General features: G+C 42.3%; 23 protein-coding genes. 13 read left to right on the forward strand and 10 right to left on the reverse strand.

The features are described 5' to 3' along the window. The first annotated feature begins 455 nt into the window (after nt 1-455). The 4 genes from LCL89_RS06515 to LCL89_RS06530 all read left to right on the forward strand — a co-directional run bounded on the left by LCL89_RS06515 (nt 456) and on the right by LCL89_RS06530 (nt 5,200). Nucleotides 456-1,643 (forward strand): CaiB/BaiF CoA transferase family protein, encoded by a 1,188-nt coding sequence (locus LCL89_RS06515; protein WP_224808894.1) that lies wholly within the window; start codon nt 456-458, stop codon nt 1,641-1,643. A gap of 11 nt (nt 1,644-1,654) precedes the next feature. Then, nucleotides 1,655-2,848, forward strand: coding sequence for an acyl-CoA dehydrogenase family protein (locus LCL89_RS06520; protein ID WP_224808895.1), 1,194 nt, complete (start codon nt 1,655-1,657; stop codon nt 2,846-2,848). A 192-nt stretch (nt 2,849-3,040) separates the two neighbouring features. Continuing rightward, nucleotides 3,041-4,225 (forward strand): diguanylate cyclase, encoded by a 1,185-nt coding sequence (locus LCL89_RS06525; protein WP_224808907.1) that lies wholly within the window; start codon nt 3,041-3,043, stop codon nt 4,223-4,225. 564 nt (nt 4,226-4,789) lie between these two features. Then, entirely contained in the window at nt 4,790-5,200 is a 411-nt protein-coding gene (locus LCL89_RS06530; RefSeq protein WP_224808909.1) for a potassium channel family protein, read from the forward strand. 35 nt (nt 5,201-5,235) lie between these two features. Here the strand turns inward: LCL89_RS06530 and LCL89_RS06535 are convergent, their stop codons facing one another. Both LCL89_RS06535 and LCL89_RS06540 read right to left on the reverse strand, forming a co-directional pair. After that, nucleotides 5,236-6,015 (reverse strand): ABC transporter permease, encoded by a 780-nt coding sequence (locus LCL89_RS06535; protein ID WP_224808911.1) that lies wholly within the window; start codon nt 6,013-6,015, stop codon nt 5,236-5,238. Continuing rightward, nucleotides 6,005-6,967: an ATP-binding cassette domain-containing protein gene (locus LCL89_RS06540; RefSeq protein WP_224808922.1), complete on the reverse strand. Its 963-nt coding sequence runs from the start codon at nt 6,965-6,967 to the stop codon at nt 6,005-6,007. The genes LCL89_RS06535 and LCL89_RS06540 overlap by 11 nt, the downstream gene beginning before the upstream one ends. Nucleotides 6,968-7,435: 468 nt before the next feature. Between LCL89_RS06540 and LCL89_RS06545 the strand changes: the two genes are divergently transcribed. Continuing rightward, nucleotides 7,436-7,687, forward strand: coding sequence for a hypothetical protein (locus LCL89_RS06545; protein ID WP_224808924.1), 252 nt, complete (start codon nt 7,436-7,438; stop codon nt 7,685-7,687). Between the two features lie 7 nt (nt 7,688-7,694). On the opposite strand, the gene LCL89_RS06550 is transcribed toward LCL89_RS06545, so the two are convergent. Then, a complete protein-coding gene (locus LCL89_RS06550) occupies nt 7,695-8,033 on the reverse strand; it encodes a hypothetical protein (RefSeq protein ID WP_224808925.1) in 339 nt (112 codons plus the stop codon). Between the two features lie 182 nt (nt 8,034-8,215). Here LCL89_RS06550 and LCL89_RS06555 point away from each other — a divergent pair, with 182 nt between their 5' ends. From LCL89_RS06555 to LCL89_RS06575, 5 genes are all read left to right on the forward strand, one after another. Next, entirely contained in the window at nt 8,216-8,905 is a 690-nt protein-coding gene (locus LCL89_RS06555; RefSeq protein WP_224808927.1) for a hypothetical protein, read from the forward strand. A 10-nt stretch (nt 8,906-8,915) separates the two neighbouring features. After that, entirely contained in the window at nt 8,916-9,653 is a 738-nt protein-coding gene (nfsA, locus tag LCL89_RS06560) for an oxygen-insensitive NADPH nitroreductase (RefSeq protein WP_224808929.1), read from the forward strand. Between the two features lie 5 nt (nt 9,654-9,658). Continuing rightward, entirely contained in the window at nt 9,659-10,387 is a 729-nt protein-coding gene (locus LCL89_RS06565; protein ID WP_224808931.1) for an NAD-dependent protein deacylase, read from the forward strand. A 175-nt stretch (nt 10,388-10,562) separates the two neighbouring features. Next, complete coding sequence (locus LCL89_RS06570) at nt 10,563-10,886, forward strand: hypothetical protein (protein WP_224808933.1); 324 nt, start codon at nt 10,563-10,565, stop codon at nt 10,884-10,886. A 94-nt stretch (nt 10,887-10,980) separates the two neighbouring features. After that, nucleotides 10,981-11,760 (forward strand): PAS domain S-box protein, encoded by a 780-nt coding sequence (locus LCL89_RS06575; protein ID WP_224808935.1) that lies wholly within the window; start codon nt 10,981-10,983, stop codon nt 11,758-11,760. Between the two features lie 34 nt (nt 11,761-11,794). Here LCL89_RS06575 and LCL89_RS06580 read toward each other — a convergent pair whose 3' ends face one another. Continuing rightward, complete coding sequence (locus LCL89_RS06580; protein ID WP_224808938.1) at nt 11,795-13,012, reverse strand: cation:proton antiporter; 1,218 nt, start codon at nt 13,010-13,012, stop codon at nt 11,795-11,797. Between the two features lie 56 nt (nt 13,013-13,068). Then, nucleotides 13,069-13,857: a DUF817 domain-containing protein gene (locus LCL89_RS06585; protein WP_224808940.1), complete on the reverse strand. Its 789-nt coding sequence runs from the start codon at nt 13,855-13,857 to the stop codon at nt 13,069-13,071. A 159-nt stretch (nt 13,858-14,016) separates the two neighbouring features. Between LCL89_RS06585 and LCL89_RS06590 the strand changes: the two genes are divergently transcribed. Further along, complete coding sequence (locus LCL89_RS06590; RefSeq protein WP_224808942.1) at nt 14,017-15,021, forward strand: aldo/keto reductase; 1,005 nt, start codon at nt 14,017-14,019, stop codon at nt 15,019-15,021. Nucleotides 15,022-15,540: 519 nt separating this feature from the next. Next, the gene (locus LCL89_RS06595) at nt 15,541-16,017 is read left to right on the forward strand and encodes a DUF456 domain-containing protein (RefSeq protein ID WP_197315538.1); all 477 of its coding nucleotides are present in this window, start codon (nt 15,541-15,543) and stop codon (nt 16,015-16,017) included. Between the two features lie 26 nt (nt 16,018-16,043). Here the strand turns inward: LCL89_RS06595 and LCL89_RS06600 are convergent, their stop codons facing one another. Genes LCL89_RS06600 through fdhD form a run of 3 tightly spaced genes read right to left on the reverse strand, consistent with a single transcriptional unit; the run spans nt 16,044 to nt 20,255 of the window. After that, nucleotides 16,044-16,508: a DUF1641 domain-containing protein gene (locus LCL89_RS06600; RefSeq protein WP_197315537.1), complete on the reverse strand. Its 465-nt coding sequence runs from the start codon at nt 16,506-16,508 to the stop codon at nt 16,044-16,046. Then, complete coding sequence (fdhF, locus tag LCL89_RS06605) at nt 16,508-19,453, reverse strand: formate dehydrogenase subunit alpha (protein WP_224808944.1); 2,946 nt, start codon at nt 19,451-19,453, stop codon at nt 16,508-16,510. The genes LCL89_RS06600 and fdhF overlap by 1 nt, the downstream gene beginning before the upstream one ends. Continuing rightward, nucleotides 19,434-20,255: a formate dehydrogenase accessory sulfurtransferase FdhD gene (gene fdhD, locus LCL89_RS06610; protein WP_224808953.1), complete on the reverse strand. Its 822-nt coding sequence runs from the start codon at nt 20,253-20,255 to the stop codon at nt 19,434-19,436. The genes fdhF and fdhD overlap by 20 nt, the downstream gene beginning before the upstream one ends. Nucleotides 20,256-20,491: 236 nt before the next feature. Here fdhD and LCL89_RS06615 point away from each other — a divergent pair, with 236 nt between their 5' ends. Then, nucleotides 20,492-20,839: a general stress protein gene (locus tag LCL89_RS06615; RefSeq protein WP_197315534.1), complete on the forward strand. Its 348-nt coding sequence runs from the start codon at nt 20,492-20,494 to the stop codon at nt 20,837-20,839. 59 nt (nt 20,840-20,898) lie between these two features. On the opposite strand, the gene LCL89_RS06620 is transcribed toward LCL89_RS06615, so the two are convergent. Beyond that, entirely contained in the window at nt 20,899-21,660 is a 762-nt protein-coding gene (locus LCL89_RS06620) for a MerR family transcriptional regulator (RefSeq protein WP_224808955.1), read from the reverse strand. A gap of 511 nt (nt 21,661-22,171) precedes the next feature. Continuing rightward, complete coding sequence (locus LCL89_RS06625) at nt 22,172-23,623, reverse strand: phospholipase D family protein (protein WP_224808957.1); 1,452 nt, start codon at nt 23,621-23,623, stop codon at nt 22,172-22,174. Nucleotides 23,624-23,676 lie beyond the last annotated feature (53 nt).

A 23,676-nucleotide genomic window follows, 5' to 3' on the forward strand; every position in this document is an offset into this window, starting at 1 on the left:
GGAGGGATGAGAAAAAAGTTCGTTTTCCTAGGGGACGCTGAGCCTCCTAGATTTTATCGTTCTCCGGGTCTCGCATTGTTCCTTTTTCCAGCAGGAGTTTACCGGTTTTCCCTTCCCTCCCATTCGTAGTTGGTGTAACGGACACTGCTATATCATGGTATATGACCTTTATATCCACCTTCTTTGAAGATGTGTCCTTGAGAATGGCGAGACTCTACGAAGGGTAAGTAGAAATCTCTCACATTTACACTGGTCTTACGAAGATAGAAATTAATTATCGAAAAAATAAACAAACTTCATATTTTTTAAATTCATAATAGAAGAAATCAGAGAATAAGATGGAGTAAAGCAACCCACAAATACTTTTACACCCAATTCATTTGTTGTTCCCAAGCCAGTAGGATTCATACGTCGTATGGGTTCTTCTGGCTTTTTCCTATGAAAGAGGTGAAATGATGAGAGCTCCATTAGAAGGTATCCGGGTCCTTGACCTATCTCGGGTACTTGCAGGTCCATATTGTTCGATGATTTTAGGAGATTTAGGTGCAGAAGTCATAAAAGTAGAAGCTCCTGGAGGCAGTGATGAAACACGAGAATGGGGTCCTCCTTTCCAAGGAGGAGTCAGCGCCTACTATATATGCGCCAACCGCAACAAACAGAACATTACAGTCAACTTGAAGACTGGACAAGGAAAAGAAATCATAAGGCAGCTGATTCAAAAAAGTGACGTCCTTCTTCACAATTTCAAAACAGGAACAATGGAACGGTTCGGTCTTGATTACGATTCTGTAAAAGAATGGAACCCAAAACTCGTTTATTGTTCGATAACAGGCTTCGGGGAGACAGGTCCTTATAAACATTTACCAGGCTATGACTTCATCATCCAGGCGATGAGTGGGCTGATGAGCATTACTGGAAATGAAACATCCGGCCCTCAAAAAATGGGAGTAGCCATCACAGATATTTTGACCGGGTTGTATGCATGCATAGGAATTCAAGCTGCTCTGTTGGAAAGAAATCACTCCGGATCAGGCCAGAAAATAGACTTATCATTGTACGATGCAGCCATCAGCTCACTCGTAAATATAGGCAGCAATTATTTGATGTCTGGACAACCCCCAATTAGATTAGGCAACCATCATGCAAATATAGTCCCCTATCAAACGTTCGCATCCAATGATGGAGAAATGGTGATTGCCGTAGGAAATGACCAACAGTTCAAAGCTTTATGTGAAATCGTCGGTTTACCAGAGTTGGCTGTGGATTCGAGATTTCAAGATAATCGTTCACGTGTCTCCAATCGTTTCGAACTCTCAAACCTATTACAACAGGCTTTCGCTAAACGCTCGACCCATTACTGGCAGGAAAAGTGTCACCAATCCTCCATTCCATTCGGCCCGATCCAGTCTGTCTCAGACCTTCCTTCAGACCCGCAGCTTAAGGAGAGAAACATGTTCATCTCCAGCCATCATCCGAAAGCTGGACAAATATCGATGATAGGAAGTCCATTGAAACTCTCGCGGACTCCGGTAGAAGTGACCCACCACCCTCCTGAACCGGGGGAGCATACAGTGGAAATATTAGGTGCATTAGGATATAGCCGCGAGTCCATCAATCAGATGAAAAAGAAGAACATCATTTAAGGAGTGTTACTATGAATTTCGAATGGTCAGATGAACAACGGATGCTCAGAAAGACGGTCAGGGACTTTGTCGACCGTGAAATTATGCCTCACATCGGAGAATGGGATGCAAAAGGCAAATGGAACCCCTCCGTCATGAATCAACTGGCGAATCTCGGTTTGATGGGAGTATGTATACCTACCAAGTACGGTGGCAGCGGGATGGATTACAACGCCCTGGCCATCGTCTGTGAAGAGTTGGAGAGAGGAGATACCGCTTTTCGGACAGCGGTTTCCGTCCATACAGGATTAAACAGCATGACCCTCCTTCAGTGGGGAACCGAAGAGCAAAAAAGAAAATACTTGGGTCCCCAGGCCAGAGGTGAAAAAATCGGCGCTTTCGGTTTGACGGAGCCCGGAGCTGGTTCAGATGTCGCTGCATTGCAGACAACAGCCAGACGAGATGGAGACTTTTATATTTTAAACGGTCAAAAAACATGGATTTCATTATGTGATATCGCCGATCATTTCCTGGTATTTGCGTATACGGATAAAAAAATGAAACACCACGGCATCTCTGCCTTCATCGTTGAAAGGACAATGGATGGCTTTTCCTCAAAAGCGACCAAAGGAAAATTAGGGATACGCGCAGGTAATACGGGAGAACTTTTCTTCGATCAATTGAAGGTTCCTGCAGAGAATCTCCTTGGGAAGGAAGGAGATGGGTTCAAAATCGCCATGTCTGCTTTAGATAGCGGACGTTTCACGGTTGCCGCTGGTGCATGTGGACAAATCATGGCTTGTTTGGAAGCAAGTGTGAATTATTGTCACGAGAGAAAGACGTTCGGAAAAGAAATCGGGAAACACCAATTAGTACAGCAGATGATTGCAAAAATGGAAGCAGGACTGCAAATGAGCCGCCTCCTTGTTTATCGTGCTGGAGAACTTAAAAACAGCGGCGTGAGAAACACAAGAGAAACGTCATTAGCTAAATGGCAGGCCTGTGATTTTGCCAATCAAGCCGCTGATGATGCGGTGCAAATACATGGGGCTTACGGTTACTCGAATGAATATCCGGTTGAAAGGTATTTGAGGAATTCCAAAGCTCCTGTCATCTATGAAGGGACCCGGGAAATTCATACAATCATGCAAGCTGAATATGTCCTTGGATATCGAAAAGATAAACCACTAAACAAAATGCTACCAGCATGGGATCCCGATGCTTAAATGATGAAGGTCCGCTGTATAACTTCAGCGGACCTTTTGGTTTACTAGAGAGTTTGATACAAATTCTTATTGTTAAACGATGATAGATAATGCAAATCCCCCGATGGACATATAACCAATCCACCTAAAAAAAACACACATATTATCAAAAATTTACAAAATACAACGAAGTTTTGTTAAAACGTTTACAAATTGGCCGATAACAAAAATAAGAAAATATTAAGGCAGGCGATATATCAAGAAGGGTGTGAGCTTAAAATGGTTCAAGAAATGTTCTTCAACTTAACCATCATGGTATCTTTCATGTTTATCATTATTCAAACCTTCCATAGTTCCATGTTGAAAAATAAACCACCTATCTACCGTAAAGTTTATTTAGGGGCGGTGAGCGGTATTCTATCCGTCATCCTCATACACTTTTCCATTTATGTAGGTGAAGATGGAATGTTTGATTTAAGACACATCCCTCTCATGATCAGCACTATCTATGGTGGATGGGTATCTACTCTCATTACGGGCACCTTCAGTATAGCAGCACGATTTTCTTATGGTATGGATACGCCTTCTATGATGAATTTCTTAGGTGTCATCGCTTTTTCAATGGTTTACTTGAGTATTTCCACTAGAAAGTGGAATGTTTACAAAAAAACCACTGCCATGTTGTTGACGACAAATATCATCTTTACACTTAGTACGAATAAAATCATCTCATCTCAGTCGATTCACCTGGAACTCAATACTTATTATTGGATGGTCACCTTCATCGGAGGCTTCGTGGCTGTTTCGATTTTTGAATCTATAAAAAAGAAAGAAAAAGCTTTCGCTGTTTTTCAAACACAGGCATTCAAAGATCCGCTGACAGGTTTGAACAATGTTCGAGGTTTTCAACATGAAGTAGAATGTGTAGAAAAAAATGGACTCGGCCGAAAACCTTTCTTCTCTCTCTTGATGATTGATATCGATCATTTTAAGAAAGTGAATGATACATATGGCCATCAAACCGGAGATGAATTGTTAATCCAACTTAGTAAGCTTCTCCTCAAAAACTGCCATCCAAATGCCATCATTTCAAGGAACGGAGGAGAAGAGTTTACCGTAGTGGTTGCAAACCTGACCCATGACTCAGTCTCTAAAATGGCTGAAAAGCTTCGCAGAGAAGTCGAAGCTCATCTTTTTCACACGAAAGAACAGGAAAAGATTCATTGTACCATCTCCATCGGGGTGGCAACGTACAAAAATAGTCAAAAGAACGTCATGACACTATATCAAATGGCAGACGGTGCACTTTATGAAGCGAAAAAAGCTGGAAGAAATCAAGTGGTATTCTCAAAAACATCTCCAAAAAAAGAAACCTATTCCTCACAACAGATCAGTTAATAATAGGCTCTGTTAAAGCCTGTTGTTGATATAATAGTCCCTGTCTGGGATTAGGTGTCTGGTCCGTTATTTACTCAGAGCATGGGATGGCAGGGAAAACAGTCCGCTTTCCGCGGGGAACGCTGTGCCTCCTCGAACTTCGTTCTCCGGGGTCTCACCTGGTTCCTTTTTCCCGCAGGAGTCTACCTGTTTTCCCTGCCATCCCTTTCGTAGTTGGTGTAAGGGACTTCGGTTATGGCTTTTCCGATCCTCCTACTTTGAAGAGGCTGCCTTTTAGAATGGCGAGACTCCTGTGGGATAAAGGTACATCGTGAGACCCCGGAAGGCGCAGCCTGAGGAGGCTCACGGTACCCCACGGAAAGGGAGTCATTCCAAAGGCAGCCTCATACAAATTCCAGAAAGAGCTGATATGAGCTCACATATGAAATAACAACACCAAGCAATAACAGAGCCTAATAATAAAAACGCTCCTTTTCACTTAAAAGGAGCGTTTTTTGGTCTCAATTTTTGTAATTTAAGTTTGAAAATTGTCGACAAAGATAATAGGTAGGTAGAGGTGATCTAATGACAAACTTTTTAATAGGAGCAACAATCGTATTCGTTGCCATCAATCTCGTTTACTTTTTCAAAAATAAAACCTATGAAAAGAGCTACTTCAGTTCTGCCCTGCTGTTGAAACTGGTAATTGTTATGAGTGCAGTTTTATTCGGATTTGCGATCATCTACTATCTCTTATCATTGAATGACGTCATTTTGGTCGAAAGTCTTTCAAAAAGAAAACCGATCGATCCCACCTTTCTTAACCTGCTTTATTTCAGCGGAGAGACATTAGTTTCGGTGGGTTATGGTGATATGATCCCTGTAAGATCGGCTCGTTTCTTTGCTATCATTGAATCATTTTTAGGAATTCTTCTTCCTTCGGCTTATTTTATGAAATCCCTGGATTTGGCGAATCAATCCAAACGCAATGGATAGAACAGCATATAAAGCGGCAAATCTGTCAAAGGGCGTTACCCCCTCGCTACTGCTTTTTTAGCTGACAAGGCAGCAAAGGTGATGGTAATCGTACAGGCAATGACAATGGCGATGACCCCCTGCATCAGATCCCAGAAAATCCACCCATCAATCAAAACCGTCCTCATACTTTCAAATATATAGGTGGTAGGATTGATGGTGGCTGCAATCTTTAACCATTGAGCGTCAATCAGTTCGTAGGGTACAAAAGTGGTACTCAAAAAAATCAGCGGAAAAAAGATGAAAGTTCCCGCCTGTGCAGCCTGTGCATTTTTCGTACGTAAGGCTACACCAGCGGAATAACCTGCAAATGCCAGCCCCCATCCGATGGCAATCATTAATACGAATAAGATTCCACCGAAGCCTGTCGCAACTTCCAACCCAAGCAAATAACCGATTCCGATAATCAATAATGTTTGAATGAACAGTTGGAGCATGCCGGCGATGATCGGACCCAGCACGATAGCAAGCCTTGATGCAGGAGTCAATAATAACCTGGAGAAGAATCCGTTCTCAATGTCTTTTACAATTCCCTGACCTGCTCCTCCAGCCCCGCCTATGGCTGCAGAAACAATGGATACAGGCAGAATGAATGCGAGATAATTCGCACCTTCAAATGTGGGAAGCTGAGATATACCACTCAGCCCTCCCTCATACACCAATAAAAAGAAAGCAGATATCATCAAGTTAGGAATGAACGAGAATGGATTTCTCAAGGTTGTTTTAATACTCCGCGCTGTGATCAGCCACGTATCTTTCCAAATACTATTCCCCATGCGTCTCCACCTCCTGGTCATTCGTTATTTTCAAGAAAATATCATCCAATGTCGGAGAGGATAGATTGACGGTTTCAATTTCAATCCCCTCCCCATCTAAAATCCTTACAATCTCAAGCAGCTGCTTAGCGCCATCTTTCACATAGACCGTCAATTTTTCGCTTTGGCGAATGACTTCCGACGCTCCCATCTGCCGCTTCAGAATATCTTCGGCTGTTCCACTATCTATATCGGATATAAACGTCAAAGTAACGAGATCGCTTCCGATTTGTGCCTTCAATTCTTTCGGTGTACCCGTCGCTACGATTTCACCATGATTGATGATGCTGATCCGATGTGCAAGAGAATCCGCTTCTTCCAAGTATTGAGTCGTAAGAAAAATAGTCGTCCCTTTCTCTTCGTTCAATCGCTGCAGTTCCTTCCAGATCGCCATCCGGTTCGATGGATCCAATCCAGTCGTCGGTTCATCCAGGAAAAGAATCTTCGGTTCGTTGACGAGAGTGAGAGCTAAGTCAAGCCTCCGTCTCATTCCTCCAGAATAATTCCCGATTCTACGCTCGGCTGATTCAGTCAGTTGTACGATCTCCAATAGTTCAACTGCTCTTTCTTTCGCTCGATCTTTAGAAAAACCAAAGATATTCGCTTGTAGTTCTATCAATTCACGACCGGTTAAATCAGGGTCCACTCCTGTTTCCTGCAGCGCAACTCCTATGTATCTCCTTACTTTTTCCGGTTCTCTGATGACATCATGTCCCGCTACTGCCGCTTCTCCACCTGTAGCATTGATCAAGGTGGTAAGGATTTGTACGGTCGTCGATTTCCCTGCACCGTTTGGACCGAGAAAAGCAAAAAATTCCCCTTCTTTCACAGAGAATGAAACATCCCTGACAGCTTTGACGTTCCCTTTCTTAAATGTTTTTGATAAATTCTTTACTTCAATACTCCCGTTCACAGCAATTCCTCCCAGAACGTATTTATCCGAATTCCAAATTCTATGTAGGAGTCTCGGTTCTAAGGATTAAGATATTAATTCCTACTCCGCGTCCTCCCTGGTTTTTTCAGCTCTTAAATAAGGCTTCGTCAAAGATTCGTGTATATTCAGATGGGGGTTTAAGGCAACGAATCACTTTCCATATGGTGAGTCCCATTTTGTAAAAATCAATCCAACACAAAGCAGAGTCTAAAATAAAGATACTTCACATTAAGAGAACTGTCACCTTTAACCATCTATCTTTATACATACAGGAATCTCCATTTAATCAGATGTTTAACCTTATAGTAATGCGGGAAAACTCGGCTTTGTCTGAAAAAAATTAATCATTCGCAAAACTAGACGTTTTTCACGGTTGTGAAAGAAATTCGAAAGTGATAGGATGGTAAAAATTAAAATTCAGACAATAATCAATAAGGAGGTGTCGATATGAATGTGTTAGAGATGTATCCCTGGATAACTCCTTTATTGTGGCTGATCGTAGTTATTTCTATTTTTTGGTCTTACCATAGCTTTAGAAGTAAGAGGTACAGTATGTTGGTGCTTTCCGGTATGCTTCAAACCATTTTAAGTCCACTGTTCGCCTTCACGATTGGACCGATCCTCCTCGCGCTGGGTCTGACGCAATTTTATATGGGTATCGTTAATGCAAAAAGGGTGAAAGCTGTGAGACATGACTAATGTCTTATCAGCATTTCACCCTTTTTTCGATATATTCACATAGGTCTCCGATCGTCTCCAATACTTCGAAACCCACCTGAATCCTTTCCTCACTTCTCTCAATCTTCCAGTATTGAACCAAGTCGTTAAGCGTAGCAGCAAGTTTTTGTTCATCCCCCTTAAATAATTCCCGAAGTTGTACATGAGTGGTCAAATGATCGAGAGGATCATCATATTTCTCTTCAAGGTTGTGATGTATGAATTCTACAGCTGATCTGTATACTTCATAAACCAATCCTTTATGACGGAATCGTTCCTGGAGCAGCTTCTTCGTCTTATGATAGTCGTAATCATAAAGATCCCCCACAACAACCCCCTCCTCTAAATTCCGGATACATTATATAATTCTCTCTTTCTCGACAAATTCCTCCTGTCGTTCCTCATATTAAGCTTGTAAAGATAGGTAAAACATCGTGAAATCTGGGTGAATAAAACGAAAATTGTGATATCATTTACATGAAGCGACTTTTTTCCAATAAGGAGATTCTTATGAGTAGACTACCATTTTTTATTTGTATAATCATGATTCTGGTTCTTACTGGATGTCAAAACCACCAGCCAATCGCAGAGGCGACCACGACGAAACAAGAACCTTCTACTGAACCAATACATGAAAAAGAAAATCTAACAGAATCCGACCTTATGTCTGAACTTAATCTTCATATAAATGAGAAAACTTACACCATAACCCAAAAGAACTATCCGATTCTATACCGATATGTCAGCGGTTTCGAGAATCCTGAGAAGCAGTTGAATGCTTTGAACTACTCTCCCTTATTAGAGGATCAGTACCTGATTGAATTTGCATGCAAGAACACTACATGTTCACATATTGTATTGGATTTTCATTTAGAAACCTCTTTTCTGCTTAACGATCTCAGTGCCTTGAAATCAGTCGACTGGTCGACCGATAAGCGTTATATTTCCTTTTTATTTGAAAGATCGAACAATGACGGTGTAAAAAAACATCATTTGGCAATCATGGACTTATATACATTAGAACCTGCTTCATTGGAGTTGGTCGAAGATGAACCTCTCATTCCTTTACCTAATCAATATCAATATGAAATAAAATCCGTCAAATTCATTGATGGAAATCAAATCCAAATTAAAACCGAAGATATAATAAAAAAATCATCTAGGAATGTTACAACTACTTGGCAATACGATGCGCCTTAGGAGGAAAAAAATGAATGCCACAATAGAAACTCTGCTTAACCACCGTTCCATTCGATCCTTCAAAGATACACGTTTGAATCAGGAGCAGATTGATACGCTCGTAGCAGCAGCTCAACAAGCCTCGACTTCCAGTTATATGATGGCCTACAGCATCATCGGTGTAACAGATGAAGACAAGAAAGCTGAACTCGCTGACATCACCGGTCAAAACTACGTTAAAGAGAATGGTCATCTTTTCATTTTTTGTGCAGATTTGTACCGTACAACCATAAAAGCCGATAAAAAACAATATGAAGAAATGCTTGCCAATCTGGAGAACAGCGAGCACTTCCTCGTATCTGCAATCGATGCTGCATTAGCTGCTCAAAATGCAGCCATTGCAGCAGAATCTATGGGTCTTGGCATTTGTTATATTGGCAGCATCCGAAATCAAATAGCCCGGGTCGATGAATTATTATCTCTCCCGAAACATGTCATCCCCTTATTCGGTATGGTCGTTGGTGAGCCTGCTCAAAAGCCTGAGCAAAAACCACGTCTACCAAAAGATGCTGTTTACTTTGAAAATGAATACTCTCACTATGAAGAAAAACTGGACACTTTTAATGAAACGATAGCCGCATACTATCGTTCACGCTCCAATAATAACCGCCAGGACTCTTGGACAGATCAAATGTTGAGACGTTTCCAGACACCAATGAGAATGGACGTAACTGAATTTGTCCAGAAGAAAGGCTTCAACAAGAGGTAGACGAAATGGACAATATCAAAACGTTGGCGTTACACATCCGGAGCGCGGAATCGATTGTCGTCTTGACCGGAGCTGGTGTCTCTACAGCAAGCGGCATCCCTGATTTCCGATCGAGTGAGGGTCTCTGGACTGAAGACGAATCCAGGGAATATTTCATGTCTACAAGCTATTTCGAGCAAGAACCTGAAGATTTTTGGAAAAAGTACAAAGCGATTTTTCGACTGAAGCTGTTAAAAGATTATAAACCGAACCTCGTCCACCGCTTCATTAAAGATTTAGAGGCAGGCAGCCGATCTGTTACTGTCATCACTCAAAATGTGGATGGCCTTCATGAAGCTGCAAAAAGCAGCCGCATCATTGAGTATCACGGCACCCTGAATACATCCAGCTGTCCGCGATGCCACGGATCATTTTCCTTGAATTACGTGATGGGGATGGACGTACCAAGATGTGATCAGTGCAGAGTCGTATTGAAGCCGGACGTTTTACTCTTCGGGGATTTGATAACCGCTCACGAAGATGCTGAAAAAGCTATCCGGGAAGCTGACTTGATGTTGGTCATGGGGACATCCCTACTCGTAACCCCCTTCAACCTCCTTCCTTACACAGCCCTGGAAGAAGACGTGACCACTGCCATACTGAACAATGAACCGACAGACAAAGACCGGCTTTTTGATTACGTCATTCACGAAGATCTATCTCTTGCTGTCGATCAACTGACGAAATACCTGTGACTCCTGAATCAAACTTCAGGAGTTTTTTTATTGGTTAAAACAGTCTCATGCAGCCGGCGTAGACAGCTTGCTGTTTTTCCTGATGTAAAGCGGATATTTGAACATCTTGAATAATTATGAAACCTTTTTTTCCATATTGAGTATATAAACCACAATATGAAAAAGGAGTGCAGTCATGAAAAAGTTGATGACGGGATTGATTACTATTTTTATACTGATTATAGTGAATGTTTTTGTAAGCCTGGCAACTGCAACCTACTTCTTGGATTTTGCATTTGTTATCGGTTTAGGAGCTGCTTTTCTTATAAAATTCTTCAATTCATCAGGAGTGTTTTCCAGTAGGAGCCTGGACCTTAGTGTCCAATCCCAAACCGGGGTGAAACAGGAAAGTGCTGAGAAGAAATTCAGTCCTGGCGCCAGTTTTTATACAGCACTTTTGTACGCATTCTCAACTCTCATAGGTACCTTTCTTATGTATAAAGACTACTTCTTCAATTGATTGGAATAAGGTCTTCTTTTACAAAAACAAGGAGGAATCTTAAGGCAGTAAGCAGAATTTTAAGAGTAACTGTATTTTTAGGGGGAGTGAACAAGTGGGTAAATTACCGAAAGAGAGTACATTATCGATTCCGGAACAAGAGGAGATGTATCGTAAAATCGTTGAATATTCCTTTGAAACGACCATCATTCATTCCAATCAACAAGTATTGTATATCAATGAGGCCGGTTCTGAGTTTTTAAGATCTTCGAAAGAAGCGATCATCGGAGCTAATATCGTCGATGTGTTTCCAGATGAGTATAAAGATTTCATTGTCGAGAGAATTCGTAAAGGTACGTTTGAAAACAAAGTCGGAGAGCTGATTGAGACCAAGGTATTCCGCTTTGATGGAACCATTTGTGAAGTCGAACTGTACTGCCACCCTGTTCTATTCGGTAAAACAAAAGCGATTCAATCGATCATCCGCGATATTACCCCTAGAAAAGAAACGGAAAGAAGATTGAAGAAGGTGATTGGTGAAGTTTCCACCCCACTCGTCCCAGTAGCAGATGAGATCGCAGTCCTTCCCCTGGTAGGAGTTATCGATGAAACGAGAGCAGAACAACTCCTCGAGCTTATCCCTGCAAAAACCCAGCAATATCCCCTTCGCTACTTGATCGTTGATGTGTCCGGTATCTATAATATCGACCATGTGGTAGCAGAGTTTCTTTTCAACATCAATGCAATCGTAGAACTTTTGGGCATATCTTTGATTTATACCGGATTAAGACCAGAGTTGGCGCATAAAGCTATAGAAGCTCGTTCAGACATAACCTCTTTAAAGACGATGGCTACAGTACAGCAAGCTCTAAAACGATTATCGAACGCCGGATAATAAATGAGGCCCCCTTTAAAGGGAGCCTCTTTTTTTATGTCTTCATGATTCCAAGCTTTTGAATCAGTGGTTTAATGGTTAACCCTTGGACGATGAGTGAAAAAAGAACGACTGAGAACGTGAATAGCAGGACTTGTTCCCGCCCATCGAATTCCATCGGTAAACTGAGGGCCAGTGCGATGGATAAACTGCCGCGCAGTCCTCCCCAGTTCAATAAGATTCTTTCTCTTGCTGTCAACTCTTTCACCCACCCTGTACTTACGTATAGCGCGATCGTCCGCCCAACCAATACTATGACAATGGCCAGGACAATATATCCCCAACTGCCGGCAAATGATATATTCCTTATTTCCAAACCGACCATCAAGAATATCAATGAATTGGCAATCAAGGTGATGACATCCCAAAACGTGTTGATATTCGTTCGCGTTTCTTTAGACATTCCGATTTTCGCACCGTAGTCTCCAAACATGAATCCTGCTACGACGACCGCAATTACACCCGAGGTATGGAAATGTTCCGCTATAAAGTAACTTCCAAAAAACAAGAGTGCACTAAACGCGATTTCCAGTGGGTAATCATCAAAAATTCTGATGATTTGAGAGAAGATGAAGCCTAAAATCACTCCAATCAAAGCTCCCCCGATGGCAAATTTCAGGAACAACAAAACACCACTGCCCAGCCCCTGCCATCCCATCTCAATGTATGTCAGTAAATAGATACTTGAGATTTTGAAGAGGACCACCGCTATGCCGTCATTGAAAAGTGACTCCCCTTCCATAACGGTTGATAACTTTTCAGGTACCCCGAGAGACTTGAAGATCGAAAGCACGCTGATTGGATCCGTTGCACTCATGAGCGCTGCAAATGTAAAGGCTACGACCAGAGGCAGGTCTAATAGGTAGTACGCACCTCCACCGATGCATAGAAAAGATAGAAATGTCCCGACAAACGCCAGTCCCAGCACAGGTTTCTTCTGCTCATACAAGTGATGAAAAGGCAGTTTCAAAGTAGCATCGCCTAACAGAATAGGTAAAAACAGTGAGATGACTGTAGCCTGGAACACTTTAGATTGAGTTATGTAAAACTCCGCATCTTCAATGATCGGAAGTTCTGTCAAACCAAGTATGAGTCCAACGATGACCAAAGCGATGGAATAAGGCTCTTTCAGGAGTTTTGCAATACCGATGACTGTTACAGAAATGGCTAATAACAGAAGAATTTGAATGAAAGCATCATGAAATTCGTGCATGGTGGCCCCCCTCGATTATTGAATATCTTTATTGTGCCACATTTTTCCTTTCTATACTATCCAAGCCTTTTCTCACTATAGAAATCCTCCTCCTCCCTGTCTCTTTTCACATGCTTCAATACAGCCACTATCAAAAAGCTGACAATGACCAATAATAGCCAGGAACTGATTTTACCTATGTGGACCAACTCCCAATGATTTTGTTGATTGGGATATCGCCATGCTCCAAAAAAGGTTGCTATATTCTCTGCAATCCAGATGAAGAACCCAATCAAAACGAACGACAGAGATAACGGCATTTTATATACTCTCCCATTTACTGTAAAGAAGATAAACGTCTTCACGAAAAGGATGATAGTTAGCAGCTTAAGTTCCCAACGAAAGTCATAAATGAAGTGATGAGTGAAAAAGTTGAAATAGATCGCACAGCTGAGCAGGATGACCATCCATGTGGAGGGCCAGTGAATCAACTGTAGTTGCAGCCTTCTCCAAGCCTGACACATATAGCTTGCTACGCTGGCATACATGAAGCCACTGTATAATGGGACACCGTAAACCTTCGTCCATCCTTCTTCAGGATAACTCCACGATCCCATATGAACTTTGTAAAGTTCCAGGGCAAGTCCTATCAAATGAAAAACCGAAATGACTTTCAATTCATCAAACGTTTCATAACCAGATAGAATTAAAAGAAACTGGGCGGCTAGACAAATGAAAAAGATAAGATCATAACGATTCAGGCCCTCGACTTCAACCATAGTCGTTAGAGCTAAAGTTGAAAAAATAATTAAAGGAAATAAACAGGATTTTGCTTGGACCACTCCAAACCGAACCAATTGTTTCAATGTCTCATTCTCCTCTCTAATAACCGATCAATCTTAACAAAACCCACTTCATTGAACAACGTCTCTAATGACTATAGAATGATTTCGACCATCAACTAGATTAGGAACGGGGCGATAAGGGTACTTACAACGAGAAAAGAGGGAAATGGAGGAATGAAAATGGAAAAGACCCGTATTAGCAATACGAATATCGAAACAAGTCGGATCGGACTGGGTACCTGGGCGATCGGCGGTTGGATGTGGGGTGGAACGGATGAGAAGAAGTCCATTCAAACCATTCACCATGCCATTGACCAAGGCATTAATTTAATTGATACTGCTCCTGTCTATGGTTTCGGACGTTCAGAGGAAATCGTCGGTAAAGCCATTCAGCAATATGGTAATCGTGAAAATTTAGTGCTTGCCACGAAAGTAGGTTTGGACTGGCAAGATGATCAAGTCTTCCGAAATGCCAGCAAAGAGCGAATTCATAAGGAGGTTGATGATTCTCTCCGTCGTTTGCAAACCGATTATATTGATATTTACCAAGTGCATTGGCCGGATCCGATGACACCCATCCATGAAACGGCAGAAGCGCTTCATTATCTACAAAAGCAAGGAAAAATCAAAGCGATCGGCGTAAGCAACTTTTCACCAGAACAAATGGACATATTCCGTGAAGCGGCACCATTGCATACTCTTCAACCTCCTTACAACTTATTTGAAAGAGAAATTGAAGGAAAGACACTTCCTTACGTTGAAGACCATGGTATGACGACAATATCTTATGGATCTCTATGCCGTGGATTGTTGTCTGGTAAAATGTCTATGGACCGCGAGTTTGAAGGAGATGATTTACGCAACAACGATCCCAAATTCCAACAACCGAGGTTCAAAAAATACTTGAACGCAGTTCATGAACTCGATCAATTAGCCCAAAGCCGCTACGGAAAAACGGTCTTACACCTTGCATTACGCTGGGTGCTGGACCAGCCAGGTTCAGGAGTAGCATTAATGGGAGGACGCAAACCAGGACAACTGGACCCAATTCAAGGCATTCAGGATTTCTCCATTGATGAGGACACGATGAAAGACATCGATGAAATTCTTGTGAAACATGTGCAGGATCCTGTAGGACCGGAATTTATGGCTCCACCTGACAGGCAGGAACTTGGTTATAAATGATAAAATGAAAAAGCCGGACTTACTTTGTCCGGCTTTTTCAAATGGCTCTGTTAAAGTCTGTTGTTGATATCTAAACGATTACTAAATAGTCCTCGTCTGGGTATAGGTGTCCGGCCCGTTATTTACTCAGAGCATGGGATGGCAGGGAAAACAGTTCGCTTTCCGCGGGGGACGCTTGAGCCTCATCGAACTTTGTTCTCCGGGGTCTCACCTTGTTCCTTTTTCCCGCCTATTCCTACCCTCCTACTTTGAAGAGGCGGCCTTTTAGAATGGCGACACTCCTGTGGGATGAAGGTACATCGTGAGACCCCGGAAGGCGCAGCCTGAGGAGGCTCACGGTACCCCACGGAAAGGGAGTCATTCTAAAAGGCCGCCTCATACAAATTCCAGGACAGAAAGAGCTGATATGAGCTCACATGTGAAATAACAACACTAAGCAATAGCAGAGCCATTTAAATAAAATGAAACTTTTTTTACAGGAAACGTATTTAAAAGTATTTGGTAGAAGGAGGTATAAGTATGGAAATCGCGATTTGGATTGTCATCATCATTTGTTTCATCGCCAGTTTTGCAAGCGTCATTTTTCCAATCATCCCTGCGCCATTAGTTTTGTGGATCGGATTCTTATCATATTTTTTCTTCATTGATAACGAAGCCCTGTCTCTGTTTTTTTGGATTGCAATGATCGGTTTGACCATTTTGCTCATTGTTTCTGATATCATTGCCAACAGTTATTTCGTTAAAAAATATGGAGGCAGTAAATGGGGAGAAAGAATGGCTGCAGTAGGAGTGATTGCCGGATCGTTCATTATTCCGCCCTTAGGGATTTTAATCGTTCCTTTTGTTCTCGTAATCATCACGGAGCTTATACAAAAAAGATCGGGCAATGATGCCATGAAAGCTGCGATTGGATCATTGTTTGGCTTTTTAAGTGGAACTTTCGCAAAGATTGTTATCCAAGTGATCATGATCATTTGGTTCTTTGTAGATATTTAAAGAGAGCCTGGAGGCTCTCTTTACTGTTATCGTCCCATCCCTCTCAAAAATTGAAGCAGCATCGTAATACTACGATTGATTTCCGGATCTTTGAGTGCTTTGGCCAGATCAAGGAAACCTGTTTTTTCTTCAGAAGCACCTGTATCCATCTGCTCAAGTCCTTGATTCAATTTCGAACTAAATTCCCTCAACGCTTTAACATCGATTTCACCGAGGAGGAAAATCAATTCAGGAAGGTTTTTAAGCAGAGGAGTATATTGCTCTTTGCTTATCTCCTCCACCACATAACCTAACGCCTCTTTTTTCTTTTTGGTAAATGCATAGGCTGTGTCGAGCGTCCCACCTTCTTCTAAGGCTTTTAATAATTGTATTCCTTTCAGGATCGCATCCTTATTGTCAGAAACTGCCGCTTTAACTTCTGCAACATTCTGGTCAATTTCTTCCTCATGTGTCTTTTCATATTTTTTGATGTTGGATATTGGTTTCGCCATTATCGATCCACCTTGCTTCCCGGGAATTCATAATCTGCCCTTCCCCATTTTTTCTCTACATTGACACTGATTTGAGGAACGGGATTCCCTCTTCGGTGATTATTGGCTGGTATCGGAGACTTGCCTTTCTTCTTCAATACCTTCATTTTCACAGCGATTTCTTTATAGGCAGGTGTATTGCTGTCTTTATCGACTCTATTGTCTGTCAGCAAATTGATCGATAGCTCATCGTTATCATTCAGCGGTATGAAAATCTCCTTACCTTTCACACGGTCTGTGACTGTAACATGCCCGACCGCTTCCCCTGTACGAGAAATCAACTTCACTTTCGCCCCTTCTTCCAAACCACGTTCTTCGGCGAGATCTTCTGAAATTTCAATGAAAGCACGAGGCGTTTTCCTCGTTATTCCTTCAGACTTATAAGTCATGTTCCCTTCATGGAAGTGTTCCAACAAACGGCCGTTATTCACATGCAAATCATATTCTTCATCAGTGTCATGTGTAAGCTCGAAATCTACAGGATATAAGCGTGCCTTTCCATCCTCAAATGGGAACCCTTCGGTGAATAGCAACGGTTGATCGGTACCGTCAGCAGCCACCGGCCACTGCAGGGATTGATATCCTTCCAAGCGTTCGTAGCTCACACCTGCAAATAATGGAGCGAGTGAGGCAGCTTCTTCCATGATTTCTGAAGGATGGGTATAACCCCAATCATGCCCCATTTCTTTGGCTATGAGCTGGATGATTTTCCAGTCGGGATTCGTCCCTTCTAGTGGAGGGAAGGATTGATACAGGCGCTGTATTCTTCTTTCGGTATTAGTGAATGTCCCTTCTTTTTCGAGACTAGGCGATGCAGGCAGCACAACATCCGCATATTCAGCTGTTTTCGTAAGAAATAAATCCTGCACGACGAAAAAGTCCAATTTTTCAAAAGCAGCCGTCACATAGTTGATATTCGCATCCACTACACCGGTGTCTTCTCCCATGACATACATGGAAGAAAGTTCACCCTTATGAATCGCCTCGATCATTTCATGGTTATCCATACCGATTTCCTCTGGTAGAACAACCTTCCAAGCTGCTTCATAGCGCTTCCGCACATCATTTTCGGTCACTTTTTCATATCCAGGGAAAAAGTTTGGCATACTGCCGAAGTCACTGCAGCCCTGGACGTTGTTATGCCCTCGGAGAGGATAAGCGCCTGTGCCAGGTTTACCGTAATTTCCTGTAATCAATAATAAATTGGAAATCGCGGTACTCGTATCACTCCCCCGCACGTGCTGCGTCACTCCCATAGCCCAGCAAATCGCAACGCTTTCTGCATGCGCCACTTCTTCAGCCAGTTCCTTCAACTCTTCTGCTGATATCCCGGTCATGTCAGAGGCGTACTCTAAAGTGAATGGCTCTAAACTGCTTCGGTAATCTTCCAATCCATTTACCCACTCTTGTAAAAACGTCTGATCGTGCCACCCCTGATCTAAAATATATTTTGTGATCGCTGAAAGCCAGACAAGGTCAGTCCCCGGCTTCGGCTGGAAGAAACGATCCGCCCGCTTCGCCATTTCGTGTTTCCGCAAATCAAATACATATAGTTTATGACCGAAGAGTTTTTGTGAACGCTTTATTTTCGAGGCTAAAACAGGATGGGACTCAGCCGTGTTCGACCCGACCGTAAGAACAAGCTTCGCCTCTGCGATGTCTGAAATCGACCCGGAATCTCCACCATAGCCTACTGTTCGGAATAACCCCATTGTCGCTGGAGCCTGGCAATAACGAGAACAATTATCAACGTTGTTCGTCCCAATCACTTGTCTTGAAAGCTTCTGCATCAAATACGATTCTTCGTTCGTCGCTTTTGATGACGAAATGAAGGCAAGGTGATCTGAACCTTTTTCCTTTTTGATTTCGCTAAACCTTTGAGCGACATATGAGATGGCTTCATCCCAATCCACTTCTTCAAAATGGTCTTCACGTCTGATCAACGGTTTGGTCAACCGTTCTTCGCTATTGACATAATCCCACCCGAACTTTCCTTTGACACAAGTAGAGATTCCATTGGCAGGGGAATGCGGATGAGGCTCGACTTTCAAAATCTTACGCCCTTTTGTCCATACATCAAAGGAACATCCTACTCCACAATACGTACATACGGTTTTCTTTTTATCAATCACCTCTTCACGCATCGCTGCTTCCGTATCAGAAACCGCAAATAAAGGGCCATACCCGGTTTCAACTTTTTTAGTGAGTTCAATCATGGACTTCAATATGCCAGGTTCCTGATTGGTCAAAAAGCCTGCTTCTTTTTCCATCCCTTTTTCCATCATTGCATTACACGGACAAACCGTAGAACACTGGCCGCAGTTCACACACGAAGATTGATCCATAGGGACATCATTGTCCCAAATGACTCTAGGCTGCTGCCGGTCCCAATCAATCGTCAACGTTTCATTCACTTGTACATCCTGACAGACTTCTACACAGCGGCCGCACAAGATGCATTGATCCGGGTCATACCGATAAAATGAACCAGATCGATCCACCTCGTAAGACGTCGGCTGAAAAGGTCTGGACTGATGCTCCAACCCGAACGCCGCCATCGTGTTATGAATCTCACAGGAACCATTGTTATAATCACACACAGTACAATACAGTTCATGATTCTCTAATATTCGATCCAACGCTTCTTTCTGAGCTTTATGTACTCTCTCCAAGCCTGTTACAACCTTCATCCCAGGTTTCACTCTGGTCCCGCATGCCCGCTTCAACTCACCATCTACCTGCACAATGCAAGTATCACAAGTCTGAATCGGTCCGAGTGATTCGTTATAACATATCTGAGGTACATGTTCTCCAGTAGAATTGATCAAATCCAGCAAGTTCTGCTCCGGATCCGCCAAGTATTCCCGATTATTGATCCATACAACGTTATGATCCCTTTCGCTCACGGTCAGCTCCTCCTTTTTCTGTCAGGTCAATTCGTTCAGGATGAGTATAAATATTCATTCTATTCCCCCGGACAAAACCCACAGCCGTAATGTTCAAATCGCGGGCAAGCTCTAATGCGAGATTCGTAGGTGCTGATTTTGACAGGAGACATCCCACTCTCATTTTAGATACTTTCAATAAAACCTCCGAAGAAATTCTACCGCTGAAAATGACTATTCTTTTCTTGTTTTCTACATTATTTAATAAAAGATAGCCAAATAACTTATCAAGAGCATTATGACGACCGATATCAGCGAATTGAACAAAGATTTCCCCCTCATCAGCCAAGGCAGCCTGATGTACACCTCCAGTCTGCTTGAACATTTGAGACTGGTTTTGGAACTCAGCCATCACCTTCATGCACTCATCTGGAGAGATCTTATAAATGTCCATAACCGTGCGTGCTGTAGAAGCATCATTCTGAAAATAAAACGACCTGCTTTTTCCACAACAAGAACCGATCCAACGTTTAGTGTTGACCTCTTTCAGTTTCAAGTCCTTCTTCGTTTCTACGTATGCAAAACCCCGGTCTTCATCGATGGTGAGGCCTTTCAAGTCATGTACTTTGCGAATCACACCTTCAGAAGCTATAAAACCGACAACAAGCTCCTTCAAATCCATAGGCGTACAAACCATCGTAGCGAACTCCTCACCGTTGATCACAATCGTGAGCGGATATTCTTCCGCTACCTCGTCCTCTTCTTCATAGAAGTGCTTATCTTCTACACGGACCATCTTCCAGGGACGTGTACCTCTTTTCATAAAATCCCCCGCTTCTTAGGCTCTCTCCAACCGGCATGCCTCCAATAGCTCCTTCATACACTCCGGAAATTTTTACACAAGATTCTGTCTATTAATATATTTCGCCAAACTTCAGGTAAATCCTCCAAACACCCTTGTATAATAGACAGCATTGAAAATGAGCCTATTGACATGTTTTCCCTTTTCTAAAAACGGAAACAAGACTAATGAAATCACATTAAAAAGGAGTGGATATAGTGAAACCATTAGTTCGAGAATATTCTAATGATGAGAAATTGATGGAAGACGTGAAGTCGCTCAAACAAAAAGGTATCGATAATGAAAACATCTATATTCTGGCTCATGATGACGATCGGACCGAACGCATCTCCAGTAATGTCAATGCAAATACAATCGGCTTATCTGAACAAGACTTGAAAAAAGTATTGGGCAACATCTTCAGTAAACAAGGGGATGAATTGAGGACCAAACTTCAAGAAATGGGCCTTTCTGAACAAGAAGCGGAAGAGTACGAAGAAGATATGGATGAAGGAAAAGTCCTTCTGATTGTTACAGACGCAGATAAAGCGGCCACGCTTTTGTAAAACTTGCGCGAGCAAAAAATAACCGTCCAGGAATCAATTCCTGGACGGTTATTTCCTTCTTACTTATATCCTAAATACACCAAAATGGAGTCTCTTAAAAATTCGGCTCCGCCTTTGACACGGCTTTCATAAAAGGACCGGAAACGTTCATCTGACACATACATTTCTGCGAGTCCTGCATGAGCTTCTTTTGAATAGCTGGACCAATTGTACATCAACCATTTTTTATGTTTTCCGGCTAATTCATCTGCCTCATCAGATGCTGGATCCCCTGTCGCATATGCTTTTTCAAGTAAGGAGAAGATTTCTTCACTTAGTTCATTCATTGATTGATAGTCTTCTTTAGACATCCCTTTCATTTTTTGATAGCTTGCATCGACTAAGTCATCCCCATATTTTCTCCGCACCTCTTCACCGTAATTTCTCTCGTTTTCCTCCACCATGTGCTTTTTGAAACCTTCGAATTTTTCTTTATCCTCCATAATAACTCTTCCTTCCTTATCAGCGATCGTCTTCTCAAGTGTCGCGATGACTGCGTCGAGGTTTGCACGCTTTTTTTGCAGTTGTTTGTAATGGTTTTTCAAAGCGGTCATTTGAACGAATGACGGCTGACTGATAATCTCTCTGATTCCCTCCAAGCTGACGTCCAATTCACGATAAAATAAGATTTGCTGAAGCAGATCCACCTCTTTCCTTCCGTAAATCCGATATCCTGATGCATTGATTCTTGCCGGTTTGAGGAGTCCGATTTGATCATAGTAGCGGAGAGTGCGTCCACTTACCCCTGATAATTGAGCCAACTGGCTGACTGTATATTCCATACCTGCCCTCCTTTATTACTTCTTATCTTAGCCCCTGACGTTGCGTAATGGTCAATAGCTTATTTTTATAAAGGCTCTGTTAAAGGCTGGTGTTGATATTCTCTGTTTTATAAAACTGTTTGGTCGGAAATGAATTCCAACCTCCTATGAAGTGGAGGGTCATTGGGGAAGGTGCCGCACACCTAGAGGGGGAAACGGTGAGACTCCTATGGGACGTGTGGGACAGGTTAGACCCCGGAAGGCGCTATTCCTTGAGGAGACTCAGCGACCGCCCCATGGAAAGCGAACCTAATCCCTGAGCCTACACGCATACAAACATTTCGTAATGAATTCTTTTTTTGATGGAGATATCAACACTAAACTTTAACAGAGCCTTTTATAAAAATAATTGTTAACCTTGATTATTCATTAATGGTTAGAGTTGCCAAGACTATACTCAACCGTATTTAAGGTAAACAATGCAAAAAAGGAAGAAACCCTATGGGGTCCCTTCCTTTTCCATGCATGACCTTTAATAAGTCGTAAACCATGTCCATTTCTGCAAGTAATAGGTGATATAACGAACCAGCGTCATGTTGCCTTTATACTTCTCATAATCCGCGGTGTAGTGGCCATCTTCATTCTTCCATATTCTATTAAAATACGTGGAGACCTCTTGGAATACTTCTTCAGAAGGGTCACCTTTTATGACAACGTCGGCCTCTAAATTCAAATCAGCCAAGTTCCGACGGGTGTAGTTCGCCGACCCGGCAATGATCACATTTTCTTCCTGCTTGTCCAAATAAAGCATTTTGGTATGGAATTGTTCAATGTTGACGTCATACCAACGCAAGTGAATGTTGTCATTTCCCAAGCGCTGCATTTCTGCTGCCACCGGCAGATTCGGCAGACCAGGCTTTTCATGACCAAACGCTTTTTTATTTGGATCCATCACGATATTTACAACTGCCCCCCGCTCAGCAGCCCGATCCAAATGGTCAATCACTTTTCGATCCGCTAAATAATACATGCCAAGCCAGATGGTGTCTCCGTCCCCTGTCCTCTTCAATTCTTCGAGTATCGATTGATATATTTTCCCTTCGGTCACAAATTGCGTTCTTAAATCTCCTTCTTGTTTTTCCCACGAACGATTTTCGAAATCGGGAAAATCAACATTGGATAATGAATAATCAACAACGGCTTTTTCTGCTTCTAAAATATCCTTAATGATTGGTCCTTTCATTTTAAAAGCGACGTTTTCATGATAACCACTCGCGTCGTGCGGGTTAGCAGTCGACACTACGGCTGCGTCTTCAGTGACCAATACCTTTCTGTGGTTCGCTTTTATATTAAGCAGCTTCAAGTAGGAAGTAAGGGACACATCCGGGGCTTGTTTTGCAAGAGGATTATCGATCCACCCCTTTTCACTTGTCCCCATCCATGAAAAGAATAAACGCCAAAGGCTGGAGTATACAGGGTTCGAATCCCTCAGTTCATTCAAATTTGTGAGGACCACTTCCACATCCGCCTCTTCCAATCTTCGTATGGTCTCTGACTCATAAGATCCGTAAATCGTATTGATTTTATCTGTAATGAAAATGACCTTCAAATCCTCGTGCTTTTCTTTTTGTTTGACGATTGCCTCCACTAAGTTTTCGGATATAGGAGGAAATTCATTTTCGCCATTCGTGTATCCATTGAAAAGGAACATATCCGCAACGATAAACTCTTCCGCATCATTTATAGTCCGGTACAATTCCTGAAAAATTTGTCGTTCATGAACCCTTTCCCCATCTTTATTTTCGTACGACAAATCATAAAAAAATTCGATATCATCCATTTGATGGATATCTCCTTCATAAGAGATCCCTTCAGGTAAAGGTTTCCAGGATGTATGGTAGGCAATCAAGAGTGCAATAACGCAAATGAAGGTGGCAATCACCCAGAATATCTTACTTTTATGTAGACGCTTCAGTTTTCCCATTGTCCAACACCACCGTTTCTACTTGGCTCTGTTAAAGTCTTTTGTTGATATTT

Source organism: Halobacillus yeomjeoni, assembly GCF_020171525.1.
Taxonomy (GTDB): Bacteria; Bacillota; Bacilli; order Bacillales; family Halobacillaceae; genus Halobacillus; species Halobacillus yeomjeoni.

Excerpts from the sequence above, each read along its gene's own strand:
- LCL89_RS06545 (WP_224808924.1), top strand. The coding sequence starts at position 7,436 with ATGAATGTGTTAGAGATGTATCCCTGGATAACTCCTTTATTGTGGCTG.
- LCL89_RS06620 (WP_224808955.1), bottom strand. The coding sequence starts at position 21,660 with ATGGAATATACAGTCAGCCAGTTGGCTCAATTATCAGGGGTAAGTGGA.
- LCL89_RS06580 (WP_224808938.1), bottom strand. The coding sequence starts at position 13,012 with ATGCACGAATTTCATGATGCTTTCATTCAAATTCTTCTGTTATTAGCC.
- LCL89_RS06595 (WP_197315538.1), top strand. The coding sequence starts at position 15,541 with ATGGAAATCGCGATTTGGATTGTCATCATCATTTGTTTCATCGCCAGT.
- nfsA (WP_224808929.1), top strand. The coding sequence starts at position 8,916 with ATGAATGCCACAATAGAAACTCTGCTTAACCACCGTTCCATTCGATCC.
- LCL89_RS06590 (WP_224808942.1), top strand. The coding sequence starts at position 14,017 with ATGGAAAAGACCCGTATTAGCAATACGAATATCGAAACAAGTCGGATC.
- LCL89_RS06625 (WP_224808957.1), bottom strand. The coding sequence starts at position 23,623 with ATGGGAAAACTGAAGCGTCTACATAAAAGTAAGATATTCTGGGTGATT.
- LCL89_RS06535 (WP_224808911.1), bottom strand. The coding sequence starts at position 6,015 with ATGGGGAATAGTATTTGGAAAGATACGTGGCTGATCACAGCGCGGAGT.
- LCL89_RS06600 (WP_197315537.1), bottom strand. The coding sequence starts at position 16,508 with ATGGCGAAACCAATATCCAACATCAAAAAATATGAAAAGACACATGAG.
- LCL89_RS06555 (WP_224808927.1), top strand. The coding sequence starts at position 8,216 with ATGAGTAGACTACCATTTTTTATTTGTATAATCATGATTCTGGTTCTT.
- LCL89_RS06530 (WP_224808909.1), top strand. The coding sequence starts at position 4,790 with ATGACAAACTTTTTAATAGGAGCAACAATCGTATTCGTTGCCATCAAT.
- LCL89_RS06565 (WP_224808931.1), top strand. The coding sequence starts at position 9,659 with ATGGACAATATCAAAACGTTGGCGTTACACATCCGGAGCGCGGAATCG.
- LCL89_RS06520 (WP_224808895.1), top strand. The coding sequence starts at position 1,655 with ATGAATTTCGAATGGTCAGATGAACAACGGATGCTCAGAAAGACGGTC.
- LCL89_RS06515 (WP_224808894.1), top strand. The coding sequence starts at position 456 with ATGAGAGCTCCATTAGAAGGTATCCGGGTCCTTGACCTATCTCGGGTA.
- fdhD (WP_224808953.1), bottom strand. The coding sequence starts at position 20,255 with ATGAAAAGAGGTACACGTCCCTGGAAGATGGTCCGTGTAGAAGATAAG.
- LCL89_RS06570 (WP_224808933.1), top strand. The coding sequence starts at position 10,563 with ATGAAAAAGTTGATGACGGGATTGATTACTATTTTTATACTGATTATA.